Genomic DNA, 13,043 nt, shown 5'->3' with positions numbered 1-13,043 from the left:
AAGCTGCTGCGGCTCAATACGGCTTAATGGAAACAACGATGAAAAGACCCGTGCTTTTGCAGTTTATCGTCTGCGTGGTGGCCGCCACGGCCGTGCTGTGGCCGCTGAACACCGCGATTTATCTGTGGCACGAGCGCACGGAGCTGGACGGCAAAACGATAGAGGGCACCATCGGCACGGGCTGGTTTGCCGTTTCCGTGGCCGAGCCGCTGCTGTTTTCGCTGGCGATGGGCGCGGTGGCCTACGGCCTGTGGCGCGGGCGCGATTGGGCGCGGCGCATCGGGCTGCTCGGCGGGCTGGCCTTTATCGCCGAAAACACCCTGCGCCACTGGCTTTATCCGTGGCAGCCGTGGATGTCGTGGCTGGATGTGGCGGCCTTTGCTTCGGTGATGGTGTGCCTGTATTTCCTGATGCCCGAAGATTATTTCAAATAGGCCGTCTGAAAAAGAAAGGACAACGATGGACAAAGCCAAAACGGGCAGAATCCTGCTGCTGACCGCCGCCCTGTTGGGCATGTTTTACGCCGGTATGCGCGCGCAGGCGTTTCTGTACGAAGACCTCTGCCGCGATATCGGCGGCAGCGTGCGGCCGGGCTATCCGCCGCTGTGCGTGACGGCGCGGCCGTAGGCGTCGGTTGACCCGATTATCGGATTATCCGCCGCACAGGCCGTCTGAAACACACACCAAAAAACACACACCCAAAAACACACAACCCAAGCAATAAACAAAAGGAAGCCCCATGTTTGTCTGGCTCTCGCATTTCAGCGGCTGGTTTTCCGCGCTGAATGTTTTCCAATACACCACCTTCCGCGCCGTGATGGCCGCGCTCACCGCGCTGGTTTTCTCGCTGCTTCTGGGCCCCTGGACGATACGCAAACTCGCCGAACTCAAAGTCGGCCAGGCCGTGCGTACCGACGGGCCGCAAACCCATCTGATTAAAAACGGCACGCCCACCATGGGCGGCTCTCTCATCCTCACCGCCATCACCGTGTCCGTGCTGCTGTGGGGCAGATGGGAAACCCCCTATGTCTGGATACTGCTGGGCGTATTGCTCGCCACGGGCGCGCTGGGCTTTTACGACGACTGGCGCAAAGTCGTCTACAAAGACCCGAACGGCGTGTCGGCCAAATTCAAAATGGCCTGGCAGTCGGCCGTCGCCCTCGCAGCGGGTGCAACGCTGTTTTATGTCGTGAAGCTGCCCGCCTCGGGCGAGCTGCTCATTCCGTTTTTCAAACAGTTTGCCTATCCGCTGGGCGGGCTGGGCTTTGTTATCCTCACCTATCTCGTGATCGTCGGCACGTCCAACGCCGTGAACCTGACCGACGGCCTCGACGGCCTCGCTGCCTTTCCCGTCGTGCTCGTGGCGGGCGGCCTTGCCGTCTTCGCCTACGTTTCCGGCCACTACGATTTCGCCCACTATCTGCAACTGCCCTTTGTCAAAGGCGCGGGCGAAGTGGCCGTGTTCTGCGCAGCCATGTGCGGCGCCTGCCTCGGCTTTTTGTGGTTCAACGCCTATCCCGCGCAGGTGTTTATGGGCGACGTGGGCGCGCTGGCGCTCGGCGCGGCGCTGGGCACGGTGGCCGTGATTGTGCGCCAGGAAATCGTCCTCTTCATCATGGGCGGCCTGTTCGTTGTCGAAGCCGTGTCCGTGATGTTGCAGGTCGGCTGGTACAAGCGCACCAAAAAACGCATCTTCCTGATGGCGCCCATCCACCACCACTACGAACAAAAAGGCTGGAAAGAAACCCAAGTCGTCGTCCGCTTCTGGATCATCACCATCGTCTTGGTGCTTGTCGGCCTGAGCACGCTGAAAATCCGCTGATTTGTCTTTTCAGACGGCCCCAGAGGCCGTCTGAAACCCCGAAGGCCGTCTGAAACACCATGCAGCTTACCGAAACCCTCGCCCTCGCCGACCTCACCGCCGTGATTTCCGTCGGCATCGCCGCCATCGTTGCCTACACCGGTTACCAAAACACCCGCCACTCCTCGCGGCAGACCTTCGACAACTTCACCCTGCGCTTTATCGAAACCGAAAACGCCGACCCGCACCTCTACGCCGCCCGCCGCTGGCTCGACGCGGCCGCCGCCGACCCGCAGCACGATTTCGCCCTGTATGCCGACATCGCCGCCTTTTTCGCGCACCACGGCCAAGCCCAAAACATCTCCGCCACGCGCCGATCAGACGGCAGCCAAAGCTACACCGCCGCCGACACCGAAGCCGCGCAAGCCCTGTTGCGCCAATATCTCGAAAACAGCGGCCATATCCGCACCGTTATCGAATCGCGCAACGCCGCCGCCGAAGCCGTGTTAAACGGCTTGCTCGAACCCGAAGCCTACCGCCTTATCCGCCGCCGCGCCCTCACTGCCGACTACCGGCGGCTGGAAAACTACATCCAAGCGCGCCGCCGCTACGACCCGAATTACGCCCAAGCCTTCGGTACGCTGGCCGCACAATGGGCGGCGCAAGCCTAATCGTTCAGACGTCCTTTAACGTTTGACTGATGCCGTCTGAAACCCCTGAAAGAGATTGCAAAATGAACTGGAAAAACCAAAAAATCCTCGTCGCCGGCATGGGCGGCAGCGGCCTTTCTATGTTGGCGTATCTGCACGCGCAGGGCGCAAGCGTGGCGGCTTACGATGAAAAACTGTCGGCCGAGCGCGCCTCCGAATTACAAACCCGTTTCGCAGGCATTGAGTGCTACGGAGGCCGTCTGAAAGACGCGCTGGCACACGGTTTCGACATCCTCGCCCTCAGCCCCGGCATCAGCGAGCGGCAGGACGACATCGCCGCGTTCAAGCAAAACGGCGGGCGCGTGTTGGGCGACGTGGAAATCCTCGCACACATTCTCAACGCGCGCGGCGACAAGGTTATCGCCATCACGGGCAGCAACGGCAAAACCACGGTAACGAGTCTGGTCGGCCATTTGTGCCGACAAAGCGGCTTGGATACCGTAATCGCGGGCAATATCGGCACGCCGGTTTTGGAAGCCGAAATGCAGCGCGGCGGCAAAAAGGCCGATGTGTGGGTGCTCGAACTGTCGAGCTTCCAGCTTGAAAACACCGAAAGCCTGCGCCCCGCCGCCGCCGCCGTGCTCAATATTTCCGAAGACCATCTCGACCGCTACGACGACCTGCTCGACTACGCGCACACCAAAGACAAAATCTTTCGCGGCGAAGGCGTGCAGGTGCTCAACGCCGACGACGCGCTCTGCCGCGCCATGAAACGCGCCGGCCGCGATGTGAAATGGTTTTCGCTGGAAAATCAGGCCGATTATTGGTTTGACCGCGACACAGGCCGTCTGAAAGCGGCTTCAGACGGCCTCATCGACATTGCCGACATTCCTTTGCAGGGTTTGCACAACGCCGCCAACGTAATGGCCGCGCTGGCCTTGTGCGAAGCCGTCGGCATCCCGCGCGACACGCTGCTGCCGCACGTCAAAACCTTTAAAGGGCTGGCGCACCGCGTGGAAAAAATCGGCGAGAAAAACGGCATCACGTTTATCGACGACTCCAAAGGCACGAACGTCGGCGCCACCGCCGCCGCGGTTAACGGTTTGCAAAACCCGCTGTTTGTGATACTCGGCGGCTTGGGCAAAGGGCAGGACTTTACGCCGCTTGCCGACGTGTTGCGCGGCAAGGCCAAAGCCGTGCTGCTCATCGGCCGCGACGCGCCGCAAATACGCCGCGATTTGGCGGGCGCGGATGTGGAACTGATCGACTGCGCCACGCTGCAAGAGGCCGTTCAGACGGCCTATGCCCGGGCGCAAAGCGGCGATATTGTGCTGCTCAGCCCCGCCTGCGCCAGCATGGATATGTTTAAAAACTACGCCCACCGCTCCGAAGTGTTTGTCGAAGCGTTTCAGGGCTTGTAGAAGCCGCTCGGCGTCTCGGCGCGGGGCGGCCGTCGGGTGCAGTATGACAGGCCGTCTGAAAACATGGTCCCGCCTTTTCAGACGGCCTCTTTCGCTGCAAGGCCGTCTGAAAGAAAAATTTTGAAGTATGAAGTATCGGAAACATGATTAACGAATCCAAACTGCTCGACCGCAAAATCTTGAAAAACGGCGACAAATTCGACCAGTCGCTGCTGTGGATGCTGGTGCTCCTGGTCTCCTTCGGCCTGCTGATGGTCTATTCCGCCTCCATCGCCTGGGCGGGCTACGACGGCGACCAGTGGCAGGTGGTGCGCAAACAGGCCGTGTTTGTCGGCGGCGGCACCTTTGCCGCGCTTTTGGCCTGCACCGTGAAAATGTCGTTCTGGCGCCGCTATTCGCTGCACCTGCTGCTGGCCAATACGCTGGTTCTGCTGCTGATTTTATTCGTCGGCCGCAACATCAACGGCGCCAAACGCTGGATCAGCCTCGGCTTTTTCAGCTACCAGCCGAGCGAAAGCTACAAGCTGGTGCTGATTTTCTATCTGGCCGCCTTTTTCAACCGCCGCGCCGAAGTGCTCAAAGAACTCAAAAGCCTGATTTTCCCCGCCGTCGTTATCGGCGGCGGCCTCGGCCTGATTCTGCTCGAACCCGATTTGGGCGCGACGGTGGTGGCCGCGCTGATTGCGCTGGGCATGCTGTTTCTCGCCGATTTGCCGAAAAAATGGTTTTTCACCGCCGTGTCCTTCGGCTTTTTGGGGCTGGTGATGGCGATTCTGCTCGCGCCCTACCGCATGGAGCGCGTCACCTCCTTCCTCGACCCCTTCCGCGACCCGCTGGGCAAGGGCTACCAGCTTACCCATTCGCTGATTGCCAACGCGCGCGGCCAGTGGTTCGGCACGGGGCCGGGTGCGAGTTTGGACAAACGCTTTTTCCTCACCGAATCGGAGGCGCACACCGACTTCATCTTCGCCGTTATCAGCGAAGAATGGGGCTTTTTCGGTATGTGCCTTTTGGTGTTCTGCTACTGCTGGCTGGTGTGGCGGGCGTTTTCCATCGGCAAACAGGCGCGCGATCTCGGGCTGTTTTTCAGCTCCTTCGTCTCCTACGGCATCGCCCTGTGGATAGGCGTGCAGAGCTTTTTCCACATCGGCGTCAACATCGGCCTGCTGCCGACCAAGGGGCTGACCCTGCCGCTGGTGTCCTACGGCGGCTCGGCGGTGGTCGTCATGCTGGTGAGCATGGGTCTGCTGCTGCGCGCGGATTACGAAAACCGCCTGAAAATGCGCGGTTACAAAGTGGAAGGATAAAACATGGGTGCGAAAACATTTCTCCTGATGGCCGGCGGCACGGGCGGCCACATTTTCCCCGCGCTGGCCGTGGCGCAGTCGTTGCGGGAGCGCGGCCACCAAGTCGTCTGGCTCGGCAGCCGCGACTCGATGGAAGAGCGGCTCGTGCCGCAGCACGGCATCCCGCTGGAAACGCTGGCGATTAAAGGCGTGCGCGGCAACGGCCTCAAACGCAAGCTGCTGCTGCCCTTCACTCTGCTGCAAACCGTGCGCGCCGCCCGCGCCGTGATTAAAAAATACAATATCGCCTGCGTAATCGGCTTCGGCGGCTTCGTCACCTTCCCGGGCGGCGCGGCGGCCAAACTCTGCGGCGTGCCCGTCGTTATCCACGAGCAGAACGCCGTGGCAGGTCTGTCCAACCGCCTGTTGGCGAAAGCAGCCGACCGTGTGCTGTACGCCTTTCCCGACGCCTTCGACAAAGCGGGCGGCCTCGTCGGCAACCCAGTGCGCGCCGACATCGCCGCCCTGCCTGCGCCCGAAGCGCGCTTTGCGGGCAGGGAAGGCCGTCTGAAAATCCTCGTTGTCGGCGGCAGCCTCGGCGCGCAGGTGCTGAACGAAACCGTGCCCGCCGCCCTTGCCGCCCTGCCGCCCGAACAGCGTCCGCAGGTGCGCCACCAGTCGGGACGCGGCAAATTGCAGGCGCTTCAGACGGCCTATCGCAACGCGGGCGTCGAAGCCGAATGCAGCGAATTTATCGACGATATGGTGTCCGCCTACCGCGATGCCGACCTCGTTATCTGCCGCGCCGGCGCGCTCACCATCGCCGAGCTGACCGCCGCAGGCGTCGGCGCTCTGCTCGTGCCCTATCCGCACGCGGTGGACGACCACCAAACCGCCAACGCCCGCTTTATGGTGCAGGCCGACGCGGCGCTGCTGCTGCCGCAACCCGAACTCACCGCCGCCAAACTCGCCGACATCCTCGGCGGCCTCACGCGCGAACAATGCCTGCATCGGGCACAAAACGCCCGCCGCCTCGCCAATCCCGACAGCGCCGACAAAGTGGCCGAAGCGGCCGTGGCGGCGGCAAGCGCGTAAACATCCGTTTTAGGTTTTGCCATGCCGCAGCCCCGCTTTCAGACGGCCTGACAGACCTTCGCGCAGGCGGGACATCGAGGCCGTCTGAAACGGCGGAAAAACCTGTTTTTACTTCGCCGCGCATGGCGCAGGTGCGGCAAAAACTTTACAATCCGCCCCTTTTACGCTTTTCGGAAATCCCGCACCCGTTTGCGCTTTTGCCCCGTCGCAAACGGCCTGTCCGCCCTGAGGAGGCCGTCTGAAAAGCATACGGAACACCATCATGAAAAACAGAGTCAGACACATCCATTTCGTCGGCATCGGCGGCTCGGGCATGTGCGGCATAGCCGAAGTGCTGCACAACCAGGGCTACACCGTCTCCGGCTCCGACCAGGCGCAAAGCGCCGTGACCCGCCACCTGTCCGATTTGGGCGTGCGCGTCTATCCCGGCCACACCGCCGAACACATCGCGGGCGCCGATGTCGTCGTCGCCTCCACCGCCGTCAAAAAAGACAATCCCGAGGTGGCCGCCGCAACCGCGCAGCAGATTCCCGTTATCCCCCGCGCCCTGATGCTGGCCGAAATGATGCGTTTCAAAGACGGCATCGCCATCGCCGGCACGCACGGCAAAACCACCACCACCAGCCTCACCGCCTCCGTGCTCGCCGCCGCCGGCCTCGATCCCACCTTCGTTATCGGCGGCAAACTCACCGCCGCAGGCACCAACGCGCGGCTGGGCAAAGGCAGCTACATCGTCGCCGAAGCCGACGAGTCCGACGCCTCCTTCCTCTATCTCACGCCGCTGATGTCCGTCGTCACCAATATCGACGAAGACCATATGGACACCTACGGCCACAGCGTCGACAAACTGCACCAGGCCTTTATCGACTTCATCCACCGCATGCCTTTCTACGGCAAAGCCTTTCTGTGCGCCGACAGCGCCCACGTCCGCGCCATCCTGCCCAAAGTGAGCAAACCCTACGCCACCTACGGCTTCGACGACACCGCCGATATTTACGCCGACAACGTGCAAAGCGTCGGCGCACAGATGAAATTCACCGTCCATGTGCGCATGAAAGGCCACCAGCGGCAGGATTTCGACGTCACCCTCAACCTGCCCGGCCGCCACAACGTCCTCAACGCGCTGGCCGCCGTCGGCATCGCGCTGGAATGCGGCGTCGGCATCGAAGCCGTGCAGCAGGGGCTGGCCGGTTTCGGCGGTGTCGGCCGCCGCTTCCAAAGCTACGGCGACATTCCCTTGAAAGCAGGCGGCAGCGCCCTCCTTATCGACGACTACGGCCACCACCCCACCGAAATGGCCGCCACCATTGCAGCCGCGCGCGGCGCGTATCCCGGACGCCGCCTCGTCCTCGCCTTCCAGCCGCACCGCTACACCCGCACGCGCGATTTGTTCGACGATTTCAGCAAAGTGCTCAACACCGTCGACGCGCTGGTGCTCACCGACGTATACGCCGCAGGGGAAGACCCGTTGCCCGAAGACAGCCGCGCGCTGGCGCGCAACGTCCGCGCCTACGGCAAAGTCGAGCCGCTCTACTGCGCCGACGCGAACGAATTGCCCGCCATGCTGCTGGACACCGTGCTGCGCGACGGCGACGTTTTGCTCAACATGGGCGCGGGCAGCATCAACAAAGTGCCCGCCGCATTGGCAGAGCGGGCGAAAGAGGCCGTCTGAAAACCAAGCTTCAACACGGTTGAAGCACGTTTTCTCTTTTTCAGACGGCCTCAGAGCGGCAGTCAGGCACAAGGCCGTCTGAAAAGCGAACCAACCATTCCGGCAATGCCGCCCGTATCGGAGCGGCTGCCGACAGGCAACAAACGAAAGACAGAAATATGCAGAATTTCGGCAAAGTGGCCGTGCTGGCAGGCGGCTTTTCCAGCGAACGCGAAATCTCGCTCGACAGCGGCCGCGCCATATTGGCCGCCCTGCGCGCAAAAGGCGTCGACGCCCATGCGTTCGACCCGAAAGAAACGCCGCTGGGCGAATTGAAAACGCAGGGCTTCGACTGCGCGTTTAATATCCTGCATGGCATATTCGGCGAAGACGGCACGGTGCAGGGCGCGCTCGAAACCCTCGGCATCCGCTACACCGGCTGCGGCGTTCTCGCCTCCGCCGTTGCGATGGACAAATACCGCTGCAAGCTCCTGTGGAAAGGCCTCGGCCTGCCCGTGCCCGATTACGAAGTGCTGCGCGACGACAGCGATTTTGCCGCCGTGGAAGCCAAGCTCGGCCTGCCGCTGTTTGTCAAACCCGCCAACGAAGGCAGCAGCGTCGGTGTGGTGAAGGTGAAAGAAGCAGGCCGTCTGAAAGACGTGTATCGCGAGCTGAAACAGTACAAGGGCGAAATCATCGCCGAAAAATTCATCGGCGGCGGCGAATATACCTGCGGCATCATCGGCGGCCATGCGCTGCCTGCCGTGCGCATCATCCCCGCCACCGAGTTTTACGACAAAGAAGCGAAATACGACCGCGACGATACCGTTTACCTCTGCCCGTCGGACTTGTCGGACGAAGACGAACAACTCATGCGAGAACTGACCGTGCGCGCGTTCGACGCCGTCGGCGGACGCGGCTGGGGCAGAATCGACTTCCTCAAAGACGAAAGCGGCCGCCTGTATCTGCTGGAAGCCAACACCCTGCCGGGTATGACCTCGCACAGCCTCGTACCCAAAGCGGCGGCGCAGGCGGGCATGGATTTCCCGCAGCTGTGCATCGAGATTTTGAAAACCGCCTATGTGGAATAACGCGCAGGCCATGCGCCGCGTCAGCGGCTGGCTTTATTTTGCCGTTTTTGTCATGCTGATCGGTGCGGCAGCCGTATGGTTCTACCGTTCGCCGTATTTCCCGATTAAAAAAGTCAACATCGACGGCAGTTTGCAGTATGCCGACGGCGCGCAACTGCAAGAAATTGCGCGGCGCTACATACGCGGCAATATTTTCCGCGCCGACTTGAACGGCGCACAGGCCGCGTTTTCCCGTATGCCGTGGATAGCGTCCGCCGAAGTGCGCCGCCGCCTGCCCGATACGGTGGACATCCACCTGACCGAGCGCGTACCCGTTGCCCATTGGGATGAAAACCGCTTGGTCGACAGCGAAGGCGAAGTGTTCCGCGCGGCTGTGGACGACGACACGGAACTGCCGCGTTTCCGAGGGCAAGCCGGAGCGGGCAAAACCATGGTCGAACATCTGGCTATGTTCCGCCGCGACCTGGCGGGGCAGAAACTCGGTATTGCCGTGCTGTCCTATACGCCGCGCTCGGCGTGGGAAATCGAACTGGACAACGGCGTGACCGTCCGCCTCGGCCGCGAGCAGGAGCGCGAACGGCTGCGGCGCTTCGCCAAGGCATGGCCTGAGCTGCTGGCGGCGCAGGCGGACAGATTGGATTATGTGGACATGCGTTACAAAGACGGTTTTGCCGTCAGACTGAAAAAAGCGGAACACAGCGAAGACGCTGCCGAAAGGCCGTCTGAAAACGATTGAGCGGAAAAGATTCGGATAAGATTAAAAACAGGACTGGAATTTACATATGGCAAAAGACAAACACTATATCAGCGCCCTTGATATCGGCACCTCCAAGGTTATCGCCCTGATCGGCGAAGTGCAGGAGGACAACGAAATCCATATCGTCGGCATCGGTCAGGCGCCTTCGCGCGGCCTCAAGGCGGGCATGGTCACCAATATCGACGCGACCGCCCAGGCGATTAAACAGGCTGTCGGCGAGGCCGAACTGATGGCCGACTGCAAAGTCGGCAGCGTTACCACAGGCATCGCGGGCAACCATATCCGCAGCCTCAATTCGCAGGGCGTGGTGAAAATCAAAGACGGCGAGGTGACGCAGGCCGACATCGACCGCGCCATCGAAACCGCCAAGGCGGTAAACATCCCGCCCGACCACAGCATCCTGCATACCGTGGTTCAGGAATACATCATCGACAACCAGCCCGGCGTGCGCGACCCCATCGGCATGAGCGGCGTACGCCTTGATACCCGCGTCCACATCATCACCGGCGCGGTCACCGCGCTGCAAAACATCCAAAAATGCATTACCCGCTGCGGCCTGGAAATGGAGCAAATCATGCTCCAGCCTTTGGCCAGCGGTCAGGCCGTCTTAACCGAAGACGAAAAAGATTTGGGCGTGTGCGTTATCGACATCGGCGGCGGCACCACCGATATTGCCGTTTACACCAACGGCGCCATCCGCCATACCGCCGTGATACCCGTGGCGGGCGATTTGATTACCAGCGATTTGGCACAGGCTCTGCGTACGCCGTATGCCGCCGCCGAATACATCAAAATCCACCACGGCGTGGCGCATCCCGATCTGGAAGACGAAGATTTGGACGAAATGGTGGAAGTGCCCAGCGTGGGCGACCGCCAGCCGCGCCAAATCGCACGGCGCGGCCTCGCCACCGTTATCGGTCCGCGCGTCGAGGAAATTTTGGAACTGACTCTGCACGAACTGCACCGCAGCGGCTTTTATGAAGACATGCTCACTTCCGGCGTAGTGCTGACCGGCGGGGCATCCATGTTGAACGGTATCGTCGATCTGGCCGAAGATATTTTCGGCCTGCCCGCCCGTGTCGGTGTGCCGCCCGAAATGCCCGGCGTGTCCGAGCGCATCCGCAATCCGCGCAACGCCACCGTTATCGGCCTGCTCTATGCCGCACGCGGCGATGTGGAAGCCGGCGGCGAAGGTGGTTCGGTGTCTTATCACGAAGAGGAAGGCGAAGGCTTGCTGGCCAAGATTAAAGAATGGCTGCGCAACAATTTTTAGTCCGCTGATGCCCGTTTGCTGCCGATAAGGCGGCAGGCTGCGTCCGCCGCAGGTTTTTTGCTAAGATTATGCGGCTTCTTATATAATCCGCAGTATTTGTTCAGAGTATGCCGTCCCGAACAGGGCGCAAAGGAGTAGTTTTAATGGATTTGGTTTACGATGTAGTGGATTCCGCCGCAAGCCCTGCGGTTATCAAGGTAATCGGTATCGGCGGGGGCGGCTGCAACGCCATTAACAACATGATTAAAAACACCATTCAGGGTGTCGAATTCATCAGTGCCAACACCGATGCGCAGGCTTTGAGCAAAAATAACGCGCCCAAACGTATCCAGTTGGGTACCAATCTCACCAAAGGCCTCGGTGCGGGAGCTAATCCCGAAGTCGGCCGCGAAGCCGCTTTGGAAGAGCGCGAAGCCATTACCGAGGCCGTGCGCGGCGCCAATATGTTGTTTATTACAACCGGTATGGGCGGCGGTACGGGTACCGGCGCAGCACCGGTGGTGGCGGAAATTGCCAAGGAAATGGGCATTCTGACCGTTGCCGTGGTAACCCGTCCTTTCGAGCACGAAGGCAAGCGCATCCATATCGCCCAGCAGGGTTTGGAACATCTGAAAAGTCAGGTGGATTCGCTGATTGTCATTCCGAACGACAAGCTGATGACCGCGTTGGGCGAAGACGTTACCGTGCGCGAGGCATTTCAGGCGGCCGATAACGTACTTCATGCGGCAGTAGCGGGGATTTCGGAGGTTGTGACCCGTCCCGGGTTTATCAATTTGGACTTTGCCGACGTGAAAAACGTGATGGGCATTACCGGTATGGCTATGATGGGTTCGGGGGCTTCGCAGGGTGTCGATCGTGCCCGCCTGGCGACCGAGGAGGCGATTTCCAGTCCGCTGCTCGATAATGTCAGCTTGGACGGTGCGCGCGGCGTGCTGGTCAATATCACTACCGCACCGGGCTGTCTGAAAATGTCGGAATACCGTGAAATCATGCGCGTAATCGACGATTACGCACACCCGGACTCGGAGCGCAAATACGGCACGGCCGAAGACGAAAACATGCCGGAAGACGCCATCCGCGTCACCATCATCGCCACAGGTTTGAAGGAAAATAACCACTACTCTGCTCCCCAGGCTCCTGCGGCTCAATACGGTCGGACGCCGTCTGCGCGCCGCCAGCATGCGGTGCGTGAAGATCTCGACGGCTTGTCGGGCGATTCTGCGGATGCGGATTTTTCCAATATTGCAGGGGTGGTTACTTCGGGGCGTGAAGTCCGCAATATGAACCTGACCGGTCCCGATTTGTCCGATCAGCGCGTATTGGACGATTTGGAGATTCCTGCGGTTATCCGCCGCGGCAGAATGGCTGACAAATCTTAAAAATTAATTTGCAGTCTGCTTGTTGTGATGAGGCCGTCTGAAAAAAGATTTCGTTTTTCAGGCGGCCTTTTTGTGTGGAAAATCCGCATCTGTTCAGATGTTCGATGTATCCGGCTGTCAAAGCCTTTCTTGACCGTATGTTTGCCTTGCTACTATAATTCCGCTCTTGTCGGCATGGTGCCGGCAAATATTTTCATTTCAACAGGACAAAGAAAGTATGCCTACTATTAACCAATTGGTACGCAAAGGCCGTAAAAAGCCCGTGTACGTAAACAAAGTGCCCGCACTGGAAGCATGTCCGCAGAAACGCGGTGTTTGTACCCGTGTGTACACTACTACTCCGAAAAAACCGAACTCCGCTTTGCGTAAAGTCTGCAAAGTGCGCCTGACCAACGGTTTTGAGGTGATTTCCTATATCGGTGGTGAAGGCCACAACCTGCAAGAGCACAGCGTCGTTCTGATTCGCGGCGGTCGTGTAAAAGACTTGCCGGGTGTCCGTTACCATACCGTCCGCGGTTCTTTGGATACTGCCGGTGTGAAAGACCGCAAACAAGCCCGTTCCAAATACGGTGCGAAGCGTCCTAAGTAAGGATATTGAAAGGCACGTCGGCCGCCTAAATTGAAACGGCCGAGTAAGTG

General features: G+C 60.2%; 13 protein-coding genes. All 13 read left to right on the top strand.

Annotation, left to right across the window (positions count from 1 at the left end):
* Positions 1-38: 38 nt before the first annotated feature.
* The 13 genes from CGZ77_RS09950 (at position 39) to rpsL (ending at position 12,993) form a co-directional block, all read left to right on the top strand.
* A complete protein-coding gene (locus CGZ77_RS09950; RefSeq protein ID WP_157058093.1) occupies positions 39-434 on the top strand; it encodes a hypothetical protein in 396 nt (131 codons plus the stop codon).
* 25 nt (positions 435-459) lie between these two features.
* Positions 460-627 (top strand): hypothetical protein, encoded by a 168-nt coding sequence (locus CGZ77_RS12305; RefSeq protein ID WP_009424931.1) that lies wholly within the window; start codon positions 460-462, stop codon positions 625-627.
* Positions 628-739: 112 nt separating this feature from the next.
* Positions 740-1,822, top strand: a complete 1,083-nt coding sequence (gene mraY / locus CGZ77_RS09940; protein WP_009424932.1) for a phospho-N-acetylmuramoyl-pentapeptide-transferase — start codon at positions 740-742, stop codon at positions 1,820-1,822.
* Positions 1,823-1,881: 59 nt separating this feature from the next.
* Positions 1,882-2,472 carry a DUF4760 domain-containing protein gene (locus CGZ77_RS09935; RefSeq protein WP_009424934.1) on the top strand — a complete coding sequence of 197 codons (591 nt, stop codon included), beginning with the start codon at positions 1,882-1,884 and terminating at the stop codon, positions 2,470-2,472.
* A 62-nt stretch (positions 2,473-2,534) separates the two neighbouring features.
* The gene (murD, locus tag CGZ77_RS09930; protein ID WP_094031155.1) at positions 2,535-3,872 is read left to right on the top strand and encodes a UDP-N-acetylmuramoyl-L-alanine--D-glutamate ligase; all 1,338 of its coding nucleotides are present in this window, start codon (positions 2,535-2,537) and stop codon (positions 3,870-3,872) included.
* 143 nt (positions 3,873-4,015) lie between these two features.
* Positions 4,016-5,179 carry a putative lipid II flippase FtsW gene (gene ftsW, locus CGZ77_RS09925; RefSeq protein ID WP_094031154.1) on the top strand — a complete coding sequence of 388 codons (1,164 nt, stop codon included), beginning with the start codon at positions 4,016-4,018 and terminating at the stop codon, positions 5,177-5,179.
* Positions 5,180-5,182: 3 nt separating this feature from the next.
* Positions 5,183-6,253 (top strand): undecaprenyldiphospho-muramoylpentapeptide beta-N-acetylglucosaminyltransferase, encoded by a 1,071-nt coding sequence (gene murG / locus CGZ77_RS09920; RefSeq protein ID WP_009424937.1) that lies wholly within the window; start codon positions 5,183-5,185, stop codon positions 6,251-6,253.
* Between the two features lie 262 nt (positions 6,254-6,515).
* Positions 6,516-7,925, top strand: coding sequence for a UDP-N-acetylmuramate--L-alanine ligase (gene murC, locus CGZ77_RS09915; protein ID WP_094031153.1), 1,410 nt, complete (start codon positions 6,516-6,518; stop codon positions 7,923-7,925).
* Positions 7,926-8,083: 158 nt separating this feature from the next.
* Positions 8,084-8,995 carry a D-alanine--D-alanine ligase gene (locus tag CGZ77_RS09910; RefSeq protein ID WP_009424940.1) on the top strand — a complete coding sequence of 304 codons (912 nt, stop codon included), beginning with the start codon at positions 8,084-8,086 and terminating at the stop codon, positions 8,993-8,995.
* The gene (locus tag CGZ77_RS09905) at positions 8,985-9,731 is read left to right on the top strand and encodes a cell division protein FtsQ/DivIB (RefSeq protein ID WP_009424941.1); all 747 of its coding nucleotides are present in this window, start codon (positions 8,985-8,987) and stop codon (positions 9,729-9,731) included. The genes CGZ77_RS09910 and CGZ77_RS09905 overlap by 11 nt, the downstream gene beginning before the upstream one ends.
* A 46-nt stretch (positions 9,732-9,777) precedes the next feature.
* On the top strand, positions 9,778-11,025 hold the full coding sequence (ftsA, locus tag CGZ77_RS09900; RefSeq protein ID WP_009424942.1) for a cell division protein FtsA: 1,248 nt from the start codon (positions 9,778-9,780) through the stop codon (positions 11,023-11,025).
* Between the two features lie 143 nt (positions 11,026-11,168).
* Positions 11,169-12,404 (top strand): cell division protein FtsZ, encoded by a 1,236-nt coding sequence (gene ftsZ / locus CGZ77_RS09895; protein ID WP_009424944.1) that lies wholly within the window; start codon positions 11,169-11,171, stop codon positions 12,402-12,404.
* 217 nt (positions 12,405-12,621) lie between these two features.
* Positions 12,622-12,993, top strand: a complete 372-nt coding sequence (gene rpsL / locus CGZ77_RS09890; protein WP_003783497.1) for a 30S ribosomal protein S12 — start codon at positions 12,622-12,624, stop codon at positions 12,991-12,993.
* Positions 12,994-13,043: the final 50 nt, after the last annotated feature.

Origin of the sequence: Neisseria sp. KEM232, assembly GCF_002237445.1 — a bacterium.
In the GTDB taxonomy this organism is placed as follows: domain Bacteria; phylum Pseudomonadota; class Gammaproteobacteria; order Burkholderiales; family Neisseriaceae; genus Neisseria.
The sequence above is the reverse complement of the archived record's forward strand: the minus strand, read 5'-3'. Positions and strand labels throughout refer to the sequence as shown.

Coding starts and splice junctions, on each gene's coding strand:
- murG (WP_009424937.1), top strand. CDS start 5,183: ATGGGTGCGAAAACATTTCTCCTGATGGCCGGCGGCACGGGCGGCCAC.
- murC (WP_094031153.1), top strand. CDS start 6,516: ATGAAAAACAGAGTCAGACACATCCATTTCGTCGGCATCGGCGGCTCG.
- CGZ77_RS09905 (WP_009424941.1), top strand. CDS start 8,985: ATGTGGAATAACGCGCAGGCCATGCGCCGCGTCAGCGGCTGGCTTTAT.
- CGZ77_RS09935 (WP_009424934.1), top strand. CDS start 1,882: ATGCAGCTTACCGAAACCCTCGCCCTCGCCGACCTCACCGCCGTGATT.
- murD (WP_094031155.1), top strand. CDS start 2,535: ATGAACTGGAAAAACCAAAAAATCCTCGTCGCCGGCATGGGCGGCAGC.
- mraY (WP_009424932.1), top strand. CDS start 740: ATGTTTGTCTGGCTCTCGCATTTCAGCGGCTGGTTTTCCGCGCTGAAT.
- rpsL (WP_003783497.1), top strand. CDS start 12,622: ATGCCTACTATTAACCAATTGGTACGCAAAGGCCGTAAAAAGCCCGTG.
- ftsZ (WP_009424944.1), top strand. CDS start 11,169: ATGGATTTGGTTTACGATGTAGTGGATTCCGCCGCAAGCCCTGCGGTT.
- CGZ77_RS09910 (WP_009424940.1), top strand. CDS start 8,084: ATGCAGAATTTCGGCAAAGTGGCCGTGCTGGCAGGCGGCTTTTCCAGC.
- CGZ77_RS09950 (WP_157058093.1), top strand. CDS start 39: ATGAAAAGACCCGTGCTTTTGCAGTTTATCGTCTGCGTGGTGGCCGCC.
- ftsA (WP_009424942.1), top strand. CDS start 9,778: ATGGCAAAAGACAAACACTATATCAGCGCCCTTGATATCGGCACCTCC.
- ftsW (WP_094031154.1), top strand. CDS start 4,016: ATGATTAACGAATCCAAACTGCTCGACCGCAAAATCTTGAAAAACGGC.
- CGZ77_RS12305 (WP_009424931.1), top strand. CDS start 460: ATGGACAAAGCCAAAACGGGCAGAATCCTGCTGCTGACCGCCGCCCTG.